This window comes from Silicimonas algicola (genome assembly GCF_003970735.1).
Lineage (GTDB): Bacteria > Pseudomonadota > Alphaproteobacteria > Rhodobacterales > Rhodobacteraceae > Silicimonas > Silicimonas algicola.
Map to the genome: position 1 here is coordinate 2080228 of NZ_CP034588.1, position 16930 is coordinate 2097157.

A 16930-nucleotide genomic window follows, 5' to 3' on the forward strand; every position below is an offset into this window, starting at 1 on the left:
GGCAGCGGGGACCGGCGCCGAACCATGCATCAAGACCCTGGGTGGAGGGTCGCATCGGACTAGGCATCGGTCCCCGCGTTTACCCAGCCAGATCGCCCCCCGTTGACGGGGGCTTTTTCTTTTGCGGACGGCATCACCTTGCTTCACACCCGGAACGCTGATCGCCACGGAGTGCGGCGCGCGGCCTGTTGAGGAGCTGTCGCGCGGCGACCGCGTCGTCACCCGTGACAACGGCCTGAAGCGGATCGCCTGGGTCGGCCGCCGCGACGTGGGATACCGCGACATCCGCGAGCAGCCCGATCTGCGGCCCGTCCTCGTGCGGAAGGACGCCTTCGGCGAGGGCTGCCCGAACCGCGACATGCTGGTCAGCCCGCACCACCGCTTTCTGGCCGGGCCCGACCTTGGGCCCGCGATGGCGTCGCCCGACGAGGTGCTGATCGCCGCATCGGACCTGGTCTGGCGCGCCGGGGTAGGGGAGGCGAACGTGCTCGGCGTCAGCTATCTCCACATCCTCTGCTCGCGCCACGAGGTCATCCTTGCCGATGGCGTCTGGACCGAGACCTTTCATCCCGATGACCAGATCTTCGGGGTCATGGCCGAACAGCAGCGTCAGGAAATCCTGGAGCTGTTCCCCGAGGTCGCGACCATCGGCGCCGCCCGCCGGTTCACCTCGGCGCGGCCTGTCTCGAGGTCGCGGTTCGAGGCGTGATATACTAGGATCCTTGTGCCTCAGCTTCGGCGCGGCGTGAACAAGAGCTTGACGTAGGACCGAAGCAGCATGACCTGCGCCGATGTCGCACGCGGCTCGCCAAGCGCTTTCGACATGATGATACCGCCTTCGACCACCACGCTGACGAGATCGGCCAGCGCATCGAAATCGACGGGATCGTTCGGCGGATAGATCGCCGCGATCTCTTCGAACATAACCCGGAACCGCGCACGCCAACCCAGGACCGCACGCTGGTTCGCCTCGCGCACGTCGCGGTTGAAGAGACGGTCCTGATAGGCCGCGGTCGCCACGATGCAGCCGGGATGCCCGTTCGGCATGTCGTCGAGAAGCTCGGCCAGAAGCTTGAGCGCGATCAGCGTCGCGTGCAGCGGGTCCTCGTTCAACTCGCGCGCACGGGCGAGGAGGTCGTCGAAGATCGCGTCCTCGACCCCGATGTGGCGCTCGATCAGCGCCAGCGCCAGCGCGTTCTTGTCGGGGAAGTGATAGAAGAAGCCGCCCTTGGTGATCTCGGCGCCTGCGACGATCTCTTCGATCGAGGTCGCGTCGAACCCCTTCGCCAGGATCGAGTCCTGCGCGACATCCATGATCCGCGTACGTGTGTCGGGGCCCGCCGCCATCGCCTCCGCTCCTTGTCCTGGCCTGCCGCGAGGGAGAGTAGCGCAGGCTGCGCCGTAGCGAAACCTCGGGCGCACAGAGGGGCAATGCTGTACCGTCAGTACAGTTGAGACGGGCCCGCGTCTGCGCTTTGCGTCAGGCCGGCGAGTAAGCCACTGAATCGAATACACGATTCCTTCCGGCACCTTCTGGACCACGGGACGACTGCCCGAAGTCGCCCCGACATGGCATCTCCATCGCACATCATAGAACGGAGACACATCATGACGAACGCACGCATTGAACGGCTGATGACCGCGGACAGGCCCTGGGTGGCCGATGGCGGGCTCGAGACCACCCTGATCTTCCACGACGGCATCGACCTGCCGCATTTCGCCTCCTGCCTGCTGTTCGACGGCGAAAGCGAAAGCGGCGTGAAGGCGCTGGAGCGGTACTTCCAGAGCTACATCGATCTGGCGCGGACGGCGGGAACCGGGTTCGTTCTCGACACCGCCACCTGGCGCTCGGGCGCGTTCTGGGCCGATACGCTCGGCCGAACCGAAGCCGGGATGGAGCGCCTGACGCGTGCCTCGACCGCCTTTGCCGTCGGATTGCGCGACGCCCACGAGACGGCGACCCTGCCGATCCTCGTCAACGGGGTGGTCGGACCGGCGGGCGACGGCTACGCGCCCGACCGCATGCATAAGCCCGAGGCAGCGGCGGCGATCCACGCGCCGCAGATGCGCTGGATGGCGGAGGAGGGGGCGGACCTGGTGTCGGCCATGACCATGACCCACACCGGCGAGGCGATCGGCATCGCCGAGGCCGCGCGCGAAGCAGGCCTTCCCGTCGTCATCAGCTTCACCGTCGAGACCGACGGACGGCTCGTATCCGGCCCGACCCTGGCCGAGGCCATCGCGGCCACCGAGGATGCGACGGGCGGATACCCCTTGTTCTACATGGTCAACTGCGCCCATCCCGACCACTTCGCCGACGCTCTCTCGGGCGACTGGACGGCGCGCATCGGCGGAGTCAGGGCGAACGCGTCCCGCATGAGCCACGCCGAACTCGACGCGGCGACCGAACTGGACGACGGCAATCCCGAGGAATTCGGCGCGCTCTACGCCGGGTTCCGCGACAGCCTGCCGGACCTGCGCGTCATCGGCGGCTGCTGCGGCTCGGACGAACGGCATATCGGATGCGCGGCGCGCCATCTCGTGCCTCGACACAGGGATCACGCGCCCGCGTCGTGATCGCCCCCCCGGACCGCCGGGGACACAAGACAGGAGACAGAAAGATGACTTACCAGACCAAGATCACCACCTCGCGCCTCGCCATCCGCTCGGGGACCGCCGCCGACGCCCCCGTGCTGCGCCGGATCTTCGAGGAGGCCAGCTACGGCCTCTCGCAGCACCTCTGGGCCAAATCCTTTGCAGGCGAGGCCGACAGGGACAGCGCGATCCTCGAAAGGATGAGGCTCAAGATCGCCGACCCCGCCATGCGCTTCCGCATTGGCGAGATCGACGGTGTGCCTGCGGGCGGCCTTCTGAGCTATGAGAAGGACGCGACACTTGAGGACGCTGGCGACGCCGGGTCGCTAATCGGCGCCCTCATCGCGGCCGAGAACGAGCTCTGCGGCACGCACTACATCAATGCGCTGGCAGTCTTCCCCGAATTCCGGCGCCGGGGCGTTGCGCGGGCGCTGATCGAGGATGCGGCGGCCGGAGCGTGGCAGCCCCTGTCGCTGATCGCGGTTGACGTCAACGCGGCGGCGCTCGACTTCTACGCCTCCGTCGGATTCCGGCCCGTCGCACGCCACGCGATGGTCAAGGAGGACTGGGACGGGGAAGGGGAGGCCTGGCTCTGCCTGCGCCGGCCATGAGGCCTGCGTTTTCCGCTTGATAACCGCGCGGGATGGGACTATCTCGCGCGGACTTCACAGGCAGGGCTTGGGCCTTTCGGGGAGACATCCCGCAAGGTCCGCCGGTTGTCCCGGTTTCGGGATGAAACGCTCTGCCGAGGCGCAAACCGGAAAGGAACCTTGGACATGGCGCTCCCTGAATTCACTTTGCGTCAGCTTCTGGAAGCTGGCGTCCACTTCGGCCACCAGACGCAACGCTGGAACCCCCGCATGGGTCAGTTCATCTATGGCGAGCGGAACGGCATCCACATCCTCGACCTGACGCAGACCGTCCCGATGCTGGACCAGGCGCTGCACGTGATCCGCGAGACCGTCGCGCGCGGCGGCCGCATCCTGTTCGTGGGCACCAAGCGGCAGGCGCAGAAGCCCGTCGCCGACGCGGCCGAGCGCTGCGCCCAGTATTACGTCAACCACCGCTGGCTTGGCGGAATGCTGACCAACTGGAAGACCATCAGCCAGCGCATCGGTCACCTCAAGCAGGTCGACGAGCGGATGGACCAGGGCGCCGAGGGCCTGACCAAGAAAGAGCGTCTTGGCATGGAACGCGACCAGGCGAAGCTTCAGGCCTCGCTCGGCGGCATCCGCGAGATGGGCGGCCTTCCTGATCTTCTCTTCATCATCGACGTGAGCAAGGAAGACCTGGCCATCGCCGAAGCCAAGAAGCTGGGCATCCCGGTCGTGGCGATTGTCGACACCAACTGCTCGCCCGACGGCGTGGACTACATCATTCCGGGCAACGACGACGCGGCGCGTGCGATCGCACTTTACTGCGACCTCGTCAGCCGTGCAGCCCTTGACGGCATGACGGCGCAGCTTGGCGCCGCCGGTGTCGATGTGGGCGCTCTCGAGGAAACGACGGAAGAAGACCTTGGTGACGACGCGGCGACCGAAGCCGATGCCGGCGTCGAGGTCGGCAAGGCCTCGACAGAGACCGTGTCGGACGACGCCATCGCCAAGGACGCGCCTTACGAGCTGGAAAACAAGGAGTAATCCTTGTCGCATTTCTGAGACCGGACGCGACCATTCTCGCGTCCGGACCCTTATTCCATAGATCGAGGAGAGCCGAAGATGGCGATCACCGCACAACAGGTGAAAGAGCTGCGCGAATTGAGCGGCGCCGGCATGATGGATGCCAAGAAGGCGCTGACCGAGACCGACGGCGACATGAACGCCGCGGTCGACTGGCTGCGGACCAAGGGCCTGTCGAAGGCCGACAAGAAGGCCGGGCGCACCGCCGCCGAGGGCCTCGTGGCCGTCAAGACCTCGGGCAACACCGGCGTTGCCGTCGAGATCAACTCGGAAACCGACTTCGTCGCCAAGAACGACGAATTCCAGGGCATGGTCTCGAAGTTCGCCACCGCCGCGCTGAAAGCCGATGATGTCGAGGCGCTGAAGGCTGCCGACATCGACGGGAAATCCGCTTCCGAGCGGCTGACCGATGCCATCGCCAAGATCGGCGAGAACATGACGATCCGCCGGATGACCAAGATCTCGGGCGACGCCGTGGCATCCTATGTCCACAACGCCGCCGGTGACGGCATGGGCAAGATCGGCGTGCTGGTCGCGTATTCGGGTGGTGACGACGCCACCGCGCGTCAGATCGCAATGCACATCGCCGCCGTGAACCCGGCCGCGCTGAACGAGGCCGACATGGACCAGGCCGTGGTCGAGAAGGAACGCTCGATCCAGATCGACATCGCGCGCGAAAGCGGCAAGCCCGAGGCTGTCATCGAGAAGATGATCGTGGGCCGGATGAAGAAGTTCGTCGCCGAAGCGACGCTTCTGAACCAGGCCTTCGTCGTCAACCCGGACCTGACCGTCGGCAAGGCGGCCGAGGCCGCGGGCATGACCGTGACGGGTTTCGTCCGCATGGAAGTCGGCGAAGGCATCGAGAAGAAGACCGAGGATTTCGCGGCCGAAGTCGCCAAGACGGCGCGCGGCGCCTGATCGCCCAAAAAAAGGCGGTGCCGCCGGGACGCGGCACCGCCTGACCACCATAACGCTCCCGGCACGCCGCCATTGGGGATGAGGTAAGGGGCGCACCTCGTACTCGTTCTCTGGAATGCCAGCCTCACGACGTGAATGCGCCGATCCGCCAGCTTCGGTTTCACCCGATTCCTCCCGTCAATTGACCCGGCGCACACCGGGGTTCGGGAAGGCTGCGTTCCTTGGCTAGAATGCCATCACTCACGGAACGGCCGAATTATCTCCTAAAAGTTTCCCTATGGGAAGCCGGCACGAGATGGGGCGGGCGTAAACATTGCGTTCGCACATAAGTGTAGCCGGCACGCCACGGACTTTCATCGGCGTCGCAGTGCAAGGCACTGGGCTGACTGCCAAATCGCAATATTACATAATACCGATTATGCGCTTTAAAGCTAGACCATCAACCAAGCGCATATCCCGCACCCCTGACCGTCCGCACCGGGTCTTCCCCGCCGTGGACGCAGAGCGCCTTCCGCAGCCGTCCGATGTGAACGTCGACCGTACGCGTGTCGACATAGATGTCCCGCCCCCAGACGCGGTCGAGAAGCTGTTCGCGCGACCAGACCCGTCCAGGCTTCTCCATGAAGGTCGACAGAAGCCGGAACTCGGTCGGCCCCAGCTTCACCGGCGCACCGGAACGCGTCACACGATGCGTCTCGGCGTCGAGAGCGATGTCCTCGAACTCCAACCGCTCGCCCACGGTCGCGGGCCGCGTGCGGCGCAACTGCGTGCGGACGCGCGCCATCAGCTCGATGACCGAGTACGGCTTCACGACGTAATCGTCCGCCCCGGTCTCGAGCCCCCTCACGCGGTCGGCCTCCTCGGCCCGCGCAGTTAACATAATCACGGGAATGGCCCGCGTGTCGTTTCGCGCCTTCAGCCGCCGGCAGACCTCGATGCCGGACACGCCCGGCAGCATCCAGTCCAGGATGATGACGTCGGGCTGCGCCTCCTCGACGGCGATAAGGGCCTCGTCGCCGGTTTCGGCATGGGTGACGCCATAGCCCTCGGCCTGAAGGTTGTAGGCCAGCACCTCTCGCTGCGCGGGTTCGTCCTCGATCACCAGGACCATGGGCTGTTGCGCGGACATGGGTCTATTCCTCGGACACGTAGGCCGTCACGTCCTGCTTCTGACGGGACTCGTCGGGAAGCGCGCCGGTCACCAGATAGACCACCTGCTCGGCCATGTTGGTGACGTGGTCGCCCATCCGTTCGATGTTCTTGGCGATGAAATGCAGGTGCATGCAGGGCGTGATGTTGCGCGGGTCTTCCATCATGAAGGTCAGAAGCTCGCGGAACAGCGCGTTGTAAAGCTGGTCCACGTCCTCGTCGCGCTGGATCACGTCGGCGGCGAGCGCCGCGTCGCGCTGGACATAGGCGTCAAGCGCATCCTTCAGCATCAGCTGCACCTCGCGCGCCATCTTGCGGATCGACACCGACGCACTTCCCACGGGCGGCGTTTCGGCCAGAACCGTCGTCCGCTTGGCCATGTTCTTGGCATAGTCGCCGCAGCGCTCGAGGTTGGCGCTGATCTTGATGACCGTCATCACCGTGCGCAGGTCGCGCGCGGTCGGCGCGCGCAGCGCGATCACCCGCGTCGCCTCGGCGTTGACCTGCTCTTCCAGGGCGTCGATGGCGCGGTCGCCCTTCCGCACGCTGTCCGCCAGTTCGAGGTCGCGGGCCTCGAGCGACTTGGCGCCATCGAGGATCGCGGTCTCGACGAGACCGCCCATCTTCATCAGCATGGCCTGCACCCGTTCCAGGTCACGGTCGAAGGCCGAGGCGATATGCGCGTTGTTCATCTGTCTCTCTCCTACCCGATCCGGCCCGTGATGTAGCTTTCGGTCCGCGTGTCGCGCGGGTTCTGGAAGATGGTGTCGGTGTCGTCGTATTCGACGAGGTGTCCGAGGTGGAAGAAGGCCGTCTTCTGGCTGACCCGCGCCGCCTGCTGCATCGAGTGCGTGACGATCACGACCGAGAAGTTCTGGCGCAGCTCGTCGATCAGCTCCTCGACCTGCGCCGTGGCGATGGGGTCGAGCGCGGAACAGGGCTCGTCCATCAGAAGCACCTCGGGCGCAGTGGCGACGGCGCGCGCGATGCAGAGCCGCTGCTGCTGGCCGCCCGACAGACCGGTCCCCGGCTCGGCCAGCCGGTCTTTAGCTTCGTCCCACAAGGCCGCGCGGCGCAACGAATTTTCCACGATTTCGTCCAGCTCGGCCTTGTTGCGGGACAGGCCGTGGATGCGGGGTCCGTAGGCCACGTTGTCGTAGATCGACTTCGGGAACGGGTTCGGCTTCTGGAACACCATGCCCACCTTGGCGCGCAACTGCACCGGGTCCACCGAGGGCGCATAGATGTCCTCGCCGTCGAGCGTGATCCTGCCCGTGACGCGCGCCGTGGGGATCGTGTCGTTCATCCGGTTGAGGCACCGCAGGAAGGTCGACTTGCCACAGCCCGACGGTCCGATGAAGGCCGTCACCGTGCGCTCTTCGATGTCGACCGAGACGTCCTTCAGCGCATGGCTCTCGCCATAGAAGACGTCCACGCCCTCGGCCGCGATCTTGATCTCGTTCATGGTGGTCTTCCGGTCTATCAAACGCATGTCGTTCATGGCTCGGTCTCCTTTACCAGCGACGCTCGAAGCGGCGGCGCAGGACGACGGCGATCGCGTTCATGATGAAGAGGAACACCAGAAGCACGATGATGGCGCCCGAGGCCCTTTCGATGAAAGCGGGATCGGCGCGCTGTGTCCAGTTGAAGACCTGGACCGGCAGCGCTGTGGCGGGTTCGAAGAAGCCTTCCGGCGGCGCCGAGGGATACTCGCGCACGAAGGCGACCATCCCGATGAGAAGAAGCGGCGCGGTCTCGCCCAGGGCCTGCGCGAGCCCTATGATGGTGCCGGTCATGATCCCGGGGCCCGCCAGCGGCAGGACATGGTGGAACACCGTCTGCATCTTCGAGGCCCCTACCCCGAGTGCTGCCTCGCGGATCGACGGCGGCACGGCCGTCAGCGAGGCGCGCGTCGTGATGATGATGGTCGGCAGCGTCATCAGCGTCAGCACCAGCCCGCCCACTATCGGCGCCGACTGCGGCAGGCCGACGAAGTTGATGAAGATGGCGAGGCCGAGGATGCCGAAGACGATCGAGGGCACGGCGGCCAGGTTCGAGATGTTCACCTCGATCAGGTCGGTCAGCCGGTTTCTCGGAGCGAATTCCTCGAGGTAGATCGACGCCGCGACCCCGATCGGCAGGGCGAGGCCCAGGACGATCAGCATCATGTAGAAGGATCCCAGGATCGCGACGCCAAGGCCCGAGACCTCGGGCCGGTTCTCGGACGCGTCGGGCCAGGTGATGAAGTTCCAGTTGAACCGCGTCTCGAGAAGCCCCGCCTCCTTCAGCGCGTCGGCGAAGCGAAGCTGCGCGGGCGTGACGTTCGAGTCGCGCTCGGCCGACTGCATCGTGACGCGGCCCTTGTAGTAGCCGTCGATGCGCCCGTCGGCGACGAATTCGAACCGCCGCGTCTCTCCGACCAACTCGGGATTGGCGAGCACGACGTCGCGCATCTGCGCGGACGCCTCCTTCGAGATCAGATCCTCGGGCTTGTCGAGGCCTTCGATCTCGATGCCGTTGGCCGCAATCGTCGAGGCCATTGCGTCCTTGATAAGCGGCGCATAGCCGAAGGTCGTGACCTTTGCCATTTCCACCGGATTGCGGTTGCCCGACTTGTCCAGCTTCGCCGCGTCGAGCGTGACGTCGAGCGAGATGTAGGTCTGCATGAAGGCCCCGGCCCCGTTGCGGACGATCGAGGTCAGAAGGAACACGAGCGCTATGACCGCCAGCGAGACGGCGATGGCGCCATAAAGCCGGAAGCGCTTCTCGGAGGCATTGCGCTTCCGCGTGTGCGCGTCGGCGACAAGCGTGCCCCGAACGGGCGCTGCCCCTGCGGTCATGTCGGTCATTCGTACTGCTCCCGGTAGCGGCGCACGATCCAGAGGGCCAGGACGTTCAGCCCCAGCGTGATGACGAAAAGCGTGAGGCCGAGCGCGAAGGCCACCAGCGTCTCGGGCGACGAGAAGTCGGTGTCGCCGGTCAGCTGGCTGACGATCTTGACGGTGATCGTCGTCATCGCCTGGAACGGGTTCACCACCTCGCCCAGACCCTGGTTGAACTGCGCCGCCGCCGCACCTGCGCCCAGGACGACGATCATCGTCTCGCCGATGGCGCGGCTCGCGGCCAGAAGGATCGCGCCGACGATGCCCGGAAGGGCCGCGGGCACGATCACCTGCTTGATCGTCTCGGACTGCGTCGCCCCCAGACCGTAGGAGCCGTCCCGCAGCGACTGCGGCACCGCGTTGATGATGTCGTCGGACAGCGAGGACACGAAGGGAATGAGCATGATCCCCATGACGAGACCCGCCGTCATCACGCTCGACGAACTGTTGCCGAAGCCGAGCGGCTGCGCCAGCCAGTCGCGCAGCATCGGCCCCACGGTAATCAGCGCGAACAGGCCGTAGACGATGGTGGGGATGCCGGCGAGGATCTCGATGGCGGGCTTGGCCAGGGTGCGGACGCGTTTCGTTGCGTATTCCGACAGGTAGATGGCGGCAAAGAGCCCGATCGGGACCGCGACCAGAAGCGCGATCAGCGAAATGTAAAGCGTGCCCCAGAGCAAGGGCAGGATCGCCAGCTCGGAGTTGCCGCGGAAATCAGGCGCCCAGTTGGTGCCGAGGAAGAACTTCTGCCAGGGATAGGCCTCGAAGAAGTTGGCCGTCTCGAAGAGCATCGACAGGACGATCCCGAGCGTCGTCAGGATCGCGACCAGCGCGGCGCCGAGGAGCATGAAGAGGATGCCGCGCTCGACGGTGTTCCGCGCGCGAAAGTCCTTGTCCGTCATGCGCCACGACAGGGCCAGACCGCCCAGGGCCGCGGCGAGGACGGCGACCCCCATCCAGGTCCGCCAGCCGTCGGTCTCGGCGCGATAGGCCTCGGCCGCGGCCTTCACCGCGGGCGTCATCGGCGTGCCGAGGGCGACGCCGACGGCCGCCATCTCGTCCTGAAGCGCCTCGGGCGTCATCGCGGCGATGTCGTCCGCATCCGCGCCCCGCGCTTCGAGCACCGACAGCCCCTCCGCCACCCGGCGCACGTCGCTCATCACCAGCCCGCGCGAGGACCCCTGGCCTATGGCGCTGTCGGGGATCAGGCCGGTGACATGGCGGTCGACAAGGAACGGCTGGACCAGCATCCACAGCACGAAAAGGCCGAGGGCGGGGGTCAGCACCGTCAGCGCGACGTTCCAGCCGTAATAGGCCGGCAGCGAATGAAGCCGCCGCGCATCGCCTCCGGCCGAGGTCATCGCCCTCGCCCGTCCCGCGACGAAGCCGAGGGCGGCCAGTGCGGCGATGGCCAGGATCAGCCAGGTTGTCGGCATCGCTCGGTCCCCTTCGGCAGGCAGAGGGAGGGAGCCATGACGCCCCCTCCCCCGGTTTCGTGACGTCCCGTTCTTACGAGCCCGACGCCATCGTCTCTTCGTTCTCGATTATGGCTTGCGTGCCCGACAGCTCGGGATCGCTGACGAGGCCGTACTCGGCGAGCGGACCGTCGGGACCCGCGATCTCGTCGGCGACGAAGAACTGGGCGTATTCCTTCAGGCCCGGGATGACGCCCAGGTGAGCGGCCTTGATGTAGAAGTACAGCGGACGCGACACCGGATAGTTGCCGGTCGAGATCGTCTCGACGGTCGGTTCGATGCCGCCCATGGTCGCGACCTTCAGCTTGTCCTGGTTGTTCTCGTAGAACGCGAGGCCGAAGACGCCGACGCCGTTCGGGTTGGCGTCGATGCGGGCGAGCGTCTCGGTGTAGTCGCCGTCGATGTCGACCGACCGGCCGTCGGTGCGGACCGACATGCACTTGTCTTCGGCGTCGTCTTCGGTGACGCCCGAGGCGACCATGGCTTCCATCGCGCCCGAGGCTTCGCAGCCGGCGAGAAGGACCTTCTCCTCGAACACTTCACGCGTGCCGTGCTTCGTGCCGGGGATGAAGGCCATGATCTCGGCGTCGGGGAGCGACGCGTCGATCTCGGACCATTTGGTGTAGGGGTTCGCGGTCAGCGCGCCGTCGACCATGACCTCGCCTGCCATCGCCTTGTACCACTGGTCGGGCGTGAAGGCGGTGAACTCGGGACCGTCGATCTGGCTGGCGAAGACGATGCCGTCATAGCCGATGCGGACCTCGATGATGTCGGTCACGCCGGCGGCGGCGCAGGCCTCGACCTCGCCCTCGCGGATTTTCCGCGACGAGTTGGCGATGTCGATGGTGTTCTCGCCGACGCCCTCGCAGAAGCGCTTGAGACCGGCAGACGACCCGCCCGATTCAACGACCGGCGTCGGGAAGTCGAAATTCTCGCCGAAGGCTTCGGCCACGATCGAGGCATAGGGCAGCACGGTGGACGACCCGGCGACCTGCACCTGATCGCGGGCCACGGCGACGGTCGCGGAGGCGGCGAGGATCGCCAGGGTCGAGGCGGTCAGCTTCGCGTTCATCATGGGACAGTACTCCTGAATATCACGGGACCGCCCGTCGCGGCCCTTGCTGCCGGTTCCTAAGGACCCGCGCCCAAGCTTTTGTGACAGAAGCGTAACAGTTATATGACGCTCGGCGGGGCGAGTGTTAACAAGAGGTTACACAGCGATCCCGGCCCTGGAGCAGGCGCCGTCCGCGCGAATCCCCTGGATCAGCCGACCGGCCCCGCCGGCAGAACCACCGAGAATCGGCTCCCCTGCCCCGGCGTGCTCTCGATGACGAGGCGGCCTCGGTGCCTGTTGACGATGTGCTTCACGATGGCGAGGCCAAGGCCCGTCCCGCCCCTCTCGCGTGAGCGGTGGCTGTCGATTCGGTAGAATCGCTCGGTCAGCCTCGGGATGTGCAGCGAATCGATGCCGGGTCCGGTGTCCGTTACCGAAAGCACCACAGCCGGCCCCCTGAGCCGCGGATTGTCGTCTTCGCGCGCCAGCGACAAAACGACCGAGGCGCCCCGGCCGGAGTACTTGATCGCGTTCTCCAGAAGGTTCGTCGCGACCTGCGAAAGCTGGTCCGCATCGCCCGCGATCTCGGCTGGCTCGTCCATCCCCTCGCGCACCAGCGTCACACCATTGTCGGCCGCGAGAGGATCGAGCGTCACCGCGGTCGCCCGCGCCAGGGCCGCGAGGTCGACCCGGCGCGTCGGCCGGACACGTTCATCAGCCTCGACGCGACTGAGCGACAGCAGATCCGAGACCAGCCGGTTCATTCGTCGCGCCTCGCGTTCCATGACGTCGAGAAACCGCGCCCGGGCCGCCGCGTCGTCCTTGGCGGCTCCCCGCAGGGTCTCGATGAAGCCGATCAGCGCGGTCAGCGGAGTCTTCAGTTCGTGGCTCACGTTCGCCACGAAATCCCGCCGCATCTGCCCCGCTTCCTCCATTGCGGTCCGGTCCTCGAAAGTGACCAGAACGCCCGCCTCCCCCGGCACCGGCCTGCACCTGGCCTGCCAGGTCGTCTCGCGCCGGGCCTCTGTCGTCAGGTAGCGACAGTCGGTCGGCTCGCGCGTCTCCAGCGACCGCTCCACCGCGTCGAGAAGTCCAGGCTGACGCAGGACGGTGATGTAGTGCCGGTCGACCAGCGCCGCCCCGAAGAGCGTCCGCGCGCCCCCGTTCGCGGCCGTCACGCGCCCGTCTCCGGCCACCAGAATGGCCGGCACGGCGATGGCCTCGATGATCCCTGCGCTCATCGCCTCGTCCTTTCGTCCTGCATGACTTACCCGCCGCCCGCGCATCGCGGAAGTGCCCTCCGGATGATAGGGTTCAAGCGAGGTTGTTCACCTTTAGGTTGCGCTGCGCGTTGGAATCCTTCTAGATTATTCGAAAACTGACAATTCAACCTGGGACAGAGTGGAGAAGGACTTAATGGGAAGAGTAAGCTCCTTGGGCGGCATGCGTGCCGTTGCCGCCCTTGATATGCGGCGCGTGATGCGCGTCGTGGCGATCGCAGTCGGAGAGCCGGTCGAATGGTCGCAGGCCGGCAACGCCCTGCCGGGCGCCGGAGTGGCTTTCGTGTCGATCGAGGAGGTGACGGAGGCGCTGATCGCGCTCCATGCGCCGACGGTCGTATTCTCGCCCGTCGTCGCCCGCCGGTTCGATTGCATCGACCTGGCCATGCGCCTCAGCCAGATCGGCTACCTGGGCCCCTATCGCGCGATCGCGAAGGATCTGCCGCGGCCCGACCTGATCGAACGCGAGGTGCGCCAGGCCTTTCCCAACATCGACTTCGCCATCGTGCTGGACGACTAGTTCACGCCGTCCAGCGCCGCGTCGAAGGCCTGAAGCAGCGCCGTCTCGGGCTCGCAACCGACCGACACGCGGAAGAAGCCCTCGCTGATGCCAAGGGCCGCCCGGCCCTCTGGCGTCAGCGCGCGGTGCGACGACGACGCAGGATGGCTGAGCGTCGTCCCCACGTCTCCGAGCGTCGGAGCGAAAGCGACCTGATCCAGGGCGCGCACGAAGCGGTTCGCTGCCTCGCGACCCCCGTCTAGCTCGAAGCTCACCATGTTCCCCGGACGTCCGTTCAGAAGCCCCGCGACCCGGTTGTGGTCGGGATGGTCCCGCCGTCCGGGATAGAGCACCCGCCGCACGCCCCCGACCTCGGCCAGCCGGTCGGCCAGCGCCGCCGCCGTCGCCTCGGCCCGCGCGAAACGCATGTCGAAGGTATAGAGCCCCCGCTCGGCCAGCCAGCAATCGAAGGGCGACGGCGTCAGGCCAAGCGTCACCGCGAAGACCCGCATCCGCTGCGTCAGGTCGGGCGTGCGTCCGACCACATAGCCGAGCGTCGCATCCGAATGTCCCGCGAGGAGTTTCGTCACCGAGTGGATCACGATGTCCGCGCCAAAATCGAAGGGCTTGACGGCGGCGGGCGTGGTGAAGGTGTTGTCGACCGCGACGAGGATCCCCCGCGCGCGCGCCATCGCGATGATCGCGTGCAGATCCGCGACCCGCACCGTCGGGTTCGACACAACCTCGACAAGGATCATCTTCGTCTCGGGCCGGATCGCCGCCTCGAAGGCCGCCGCATCGGTCGGATCGGCCAGCGACGTCGCGATGCCGAGGCGCGGCAGATCCTCCTTCATCATCCGCAGCGACCGCCCGTAAAGCTGGTCGGCGCCAAGCGCATGGTCGCCCGCCGTGAGCAGGCCGAACAGCGCCGCACCCACCGCCGCCATGCCGGACCCGGTGACGATCCCGCCGTCTGCCCCCTCCATCCGGTCGATCAGGCCCGCCAGCACCTCGGCGTTCGGATGCCCCTCGCGCGCATAGGTGAAGCCTTTCGCGCCCCCCTCGTACTGCGCATCCAGCTCGTCGGGGTCGGCGCTGGCATAGACCACGGACGGCTGGATCGGCGTGACGACGGGGCGGCTGACCGAAGACGGCCAGCCCGCGCGCAGCAGGCGGTCGGTCAAAGCTCGGTCTCCGGGATCTCGCGCAACCCCTCGCGGTACTGCGCGATCCGCTTCTGGTAATGCTCGGCCGCGAAGCGCGCGCCTTTCAGATGCGCCTCCGTCACCTCGCCCTTCACCCGGCCGGGGATCCCGAGGACGAAACTGTTGTCCGGGATGTCCTTGCCTTCCGTCACGATGGCCCCTGCCCCGATCAGGCAATTCTTCCCGATCCGCGCGCCGTTCAGGATCGTGGCCCCCATGCCGATCAGGCTGCCGTCGCCGATGGTGCAGCCGTGGAGCATCACCTTGTGGCCAACGGTCACGTTGCGGCCGAGCGTGCAGGGAAAGCCCATGTCGGTGTGGATGACCACGTTCTCCTGCACGTTCGAGCCTTCGCCCAGAATGATCGGCTCGTTGTCGCCGCGCAGCGTCGAGCCGAACCAGACCGAGCAGCCCGAGTTCAGGATCACCGTGCCGATCACGTTGGCGTCGGGCGCGATCCACCAGTTGCCGTCGTCGGGCACCACCGGACGGCGGTCGCCGAGTGCGTAGAGCGTCATGCGCCCTCCTCGAATTCGGTTTGAAGGGTGCGGACGTGATCCACCAGCCAGGGCTGCTGGCTCGCACGAAGCCTCTCGGCGGTGACGATGGTCCGCAACTGCCCCTCGGTCCGGTCGAGGTCGTCGTTGACGAGGACGTAGGAATAGCCGTCCCAGTGGCTGATTTCGTCCCAAGACCGCTGCATCCGCCGCGCGATCACCTCGGGGCCGTCCTGCCCCCGGCTTTCCAGCCTTGCGCGAAGCTCGGGGATCGAGGGCGGAAGCAGGAAGATCGACAGGACGTGACTGGCCAGCGCGCTCTTCTGGATCTGCTGCGCGCCCTGCCAATCGATGTCGAAAAGGACGTCGGCTCCCTCCTCGATGGCCTCGCGCACGGGCGCGGCCGGCGAGCCGTAGAAGTTGCCGAAGACATGGGCGTGCTCCAGCATCTCCTTGTCCTTGACCATCCGCTTGAAGCGCACGTCGTCGACGAAGTGATAATCCGTCCCGTCCACCTCGCCCTCGCGCGCCGGGCGCGTCGTGGCGCTGACCGAAAACCGGATGCCCGGATCCCAGTCCCGCAGCCGCCGCGCCAGCGTCGACTTGCCTGCCCCCGAGGGCGACGACAGGATGATGAGGAGACCTCGGCGTTTCATTCGATGTTCTGAACCTGCTCGCGCATCTGGTCGATGACGGCCTTCAGGTCAAGCCCGATGGAGGTCAGCGGCGTGGACTGGCTTTTCGAGCAGAGCGTGTTGGCCTCGCGGTTGAACTCCTGCATCAGGAAGTCGAACTTGCGGCCCACGGGACCGGCCTCGGCCAGAAGCGCGCGCGCCGCCGCGACATGCGCGGCCAGACGGTCCAACTCCTCGGTCACGTCGGTCTTCAGCGCGATCAGCGCCATCTCCTGCATCATCCGCGCCTCGTCGGGCACCTCGGTCTGCTCCAGCAGCCGCGACAGCGCCTTTTCCAGACCCGAGCGCAGCAGCGCCTCGCGCTCGCCCGCCATCCCGCGCGCGTCGGCGGCCAGCGCCTCGACCCGGCCGACCTGGATGGACAGCACCTCTGCCGTCGCGGCGCCCTCGCGCGCGCGGTCGCCCTCGAAGGCGTCGAGGCATTGCGCGACGCTCGCCACCAGAACCGACTTCAGCGCCTCGATGTCGTCCTCCGCCTCGCCCTCCGAGGTCTCGACGACGCCGCGCATTTGCGCGATATCAGCCGCCGACATGGGGGCAAGCTCGACGCCGACCCGTTCGGCCGCCTGCCTGACATCGGCCAGCATCGCGAGGGCCGCCGTCAGCCCCTCGGGACTGAGCCGGGTCCGCGCCACCGTCTCCTCGCGCGCCAGCCGCAGGTTCACCGTGACGTTGCCGCGCGCCAGCCTGGCCTGAAGCAACTTGCGGATCTCGGGCTCCAGACCGTCGACCCAGTCGGGCACCCGGATCCGAAGTTCGAGGCCCCGCCCGTTCACCGACCGGATGTCCGCCGTCCAGGTCCAGCCGCGCTCGCGGCCGCGCACCGAGGCGAAGCCGGTCATCGACATGAGGCTCCTGCCGTGCGGCCCCGTCGTCTTGCCCATGTCGTTAACCTTCCATTCAGAATTCAGCAGCCTTTGCGGCGCGTTTGTGGCAGAATTTGGATGGTGGTGAAAGAGAGGCGACGGCGACTCCGCAAGGGGACAGGCCGCTGCGGTGGAG

18 protein-coding genes are annotated in these 16930 nt (G+C 66.6%); 6 read left to right on the forward strand and 12 right to left on the reverse strand.

Going from position 1 to position 16930, the window contains the following annotated elements; all coding sequences use genetic code 11:
- The first annotated feature begins 121 nt into the window (after window positions 1-121).
- Window positions 122-709 (forward strand): Hint domain-containing protein, encoded by a 588-nt coding sequence (locus EF888_RS10350; RefSeq protein WP_109758926.1) that lies wholly within the window; start codon window positions 122-124, stop codon window positions 707-709.
- A gap of 20 nt (window positions 710-729) precedes the next feature.
- Here EF888_RS10350 and EF888_RS10355 read toward each other — a convergent pair whose 3' ends face one another.
- Complete coding sequence (locus EF888_RS10355) at window positions 730-1347, reverse strand: TetR/AcrR family transcriptional regulator (RefSeq protein ID WP_109758927.1); 618 nt, start codon at window positions 1345-1347, stop codon at window positions 730-732.
- Between the two features lie 261 nt (window positions 1348-1608).
- Between EF888_RS10355 and EF888_RS10360 the strand changes: the two genes are divergently transcribed.
- The 4 genes from EF888_RS10360 (at window position 1609) to tsf (ending at window position 5192) form a co-directional block, all read left to right on the forward strand.
- A complete protein-coding gene (locus EF888_RS10360; protein ID WP_109758928.1) occupies window positions 1609-2577 on the forward strand; it encodes a homocysteine S-methyltransferase family protein in 969 nt (322 codons plus the stop codon).
- A gap of 44 nt (window positions 2578-2621) precedes the next feature.
- A complete protein-coding gene (locus EF888_RS10365) occupies window positions 2622-3206 on the forward strand; it encodes a GNAT family N-acetyltransferase (RefSeq protein ID WP_164721644.1) in 585 nt (194 codons plus the stop codon).
- A 165-nt stretch (window positions 3207-3371) separates the two neighbouring features.
- Window positions 3372-4235, forward strand: a complete 864-nt coding sequence (gene rpsB, locus EF888_RS10370) for a 30S ribosomal protein S2 (protein ID WP_109758930.1) — start codon at window positions 3372-3374, stop codon at window positions 4233-4235.
- Window positions 4236-4313: 78 nt separating this feature from the next.
- Entirely contained in the window at window positions 4314-5192 is an 879-nt protein-coding gene (gene tsf / locus EF888_RS10375; RefSeq protein ID WP_109758931.1) for a translation elongation factor Ts, read from the forward strand.
- Window positions 5193-5631: 439 nt separating this feature from the next.
- On the opposite strand, the gene phoB is transcribed toward tsf, so the two are convergent.
- From phoB to EF888_RS10410, 7 genes are all read right to left on the reverse strand, one after another.
- Complete coding sequence (gene phoB / locus EF888_RS10380) at window positions 5632-6321, reverse strand: phosphate regulon transcriptional regulator PhoB (protein WP_109758932.1); 690 nt, start codon at window positions 6319-6321, stop codon at window positions 5632-5634.
- A 4-nt stretch (window positions 6322-6325) separates the two neighbouring features.
- Window positions 6326-7033 (reverse strand): phosphate signaling complex protein PhoU, encoded by a 708-nt coding sequence (phoU, locus tag EF888_RS10385; protein WP_109758933.1) that lies wholly within the window; start codon window positions 7031-7033, stop codon window positions 6326-6328.
- Between the two features lie 11 nt (window positions 7034-7044).
- A complete protein-coding gene (pstB, locus tag EF888_RS10390; protein ID WP_109758934.1) occupies window positions 7045-7842 on the reverse strand; it encodes a phosphate ABC transporter ATP-binding protein PstB in 798 nt (265 codons plus the stop codon).
- A 13-nt stretch (window positions 7843-7855) separates the two neighbouring features.
- Window positions 7856-9190, reverse strand: coding sequence for a phosphate ABC transporter permease PstA (gene pstA, locus EF888_RS10395; protein ID WP_109758935.1), 1335 nt, complete (start codon window positions 9188-9190; stop codon window positions 7856-7858).
- Window positions 9187-10659, reverse strand: coding sequence for a phosphate ABC transporter permease subunit PstC (pstC, locus tag EF888_RS10400; RefSeq protein ID WP_109758936.1), 1473 nt, complete (start codon window positions 10657-10659; stop codon window positions 9187-9189). The genes pstA and pstC overlap by 4 nt, the downstream gene beginning before the upstream one ends.
- A gap of 73 nt (window positions 10660-10732) precedes the next feature.
- Window positions 10733-11773, reverse strand: a complete 1041-nt coding sequence (locus tag EF888_RS10405) for a substrate-binding domain-containing protein (RefSeq protein WP_109758937.1) — start codon at window positions 11771-11773, stop codon at window positions 10733-10735.
- Window positions 11774-11961: 188 nt separating this feature from the next.
- Window positions 11962-12993: an ATP-binding protein gene (locus EF888_RS10410; protein WP_109758938.1), complete on the reverse strand. Its 1032-nt coding sequence runs from the start codon at window positions 12991-12993 to the stop codon at window positions 11962-11964.
- A gap of 175 nt (window positions 12994-13168) precedes the next feature.
- Between EF888_RS10410 and EF888_RS10415 the strand changes: the two genes are divergently transcribed.
- Window positions 13169-13552 carry a hypothetical protein gene (locus tag EF888_RS10415; protein WP_126918552.1) on the forward strand — a complete coding sequence of 128 codons (384 nt, stop codon included), beginning with the start codon at window positions 13169-13171 and terminating at the stop codon, window positions 13550-13552.
- On the opposite strand, the gene EF888_RS10420 is transcribed toward EF888_RS10415, so the two are convergent.
- Genes EF888_RS10420 through EF888_RS10435 form a run of 4 tightly spaced genes read right to left on the reverse strand, consistent with a single transcriptional unit; the run spans window position 13549 to window position 16812 of the window.
- Entirely contained in the window at window positions 13549-14715 is a 1167-nt protein-coding gene (locus EF888_RS10420; RefSeq protein ID WP_109758940.1) for a trans-sulfuration enzyme family protein, read from the reverse strand. The two genes, EF888_RS10415 and EF888_RS10420, sit on opposite strands and share 4 nt — an antisense overlap.
- Window positions 14712-15254, reverse strand: a complete 543-nt coding sequence (locus EF888_RS10425; protein WP_109758941.1) for a gamma carbonic anhydrase family protein — start codon at window positions 15252-15254, stop codon at window positions 14712-14714. Before EF888_RS10425 ends, EF888_RS10420 begins: the two co-directional genes overlap by 4 nt.
- Complete coding sequence (gene gmk, locus EF888_RS10430; protein WP_109758942.1) at window positions 15251-15889, reverse strand: guanylate kinase; 639 nt, start codon at window positions 15887-15889, stop codon at window positions 15251-15253. The genes EF888_RS10425 and gmk overlap by 4 nt, the downstream gene beginning before the upstream one ends.
- The gene (locus EF888_RS10435; RefSeq protein ID WP_241239867.1) at window positions 15886-16812 is read right to left on the reverse strand and encodes a YicC/YloC family endoribonuclease; all 927 of its coding nucleotides are present in this window, start codon (window positions 16810-16812) and stop codon (window positions 15886-15888) included. The genes gmk and EF888_RS10435 overlap by 4 nt, the downstream gene beginning before the upstream one ends.
- Between the last annotated feature and the right edge of the window lie 118 nt (window positions 16813-16930).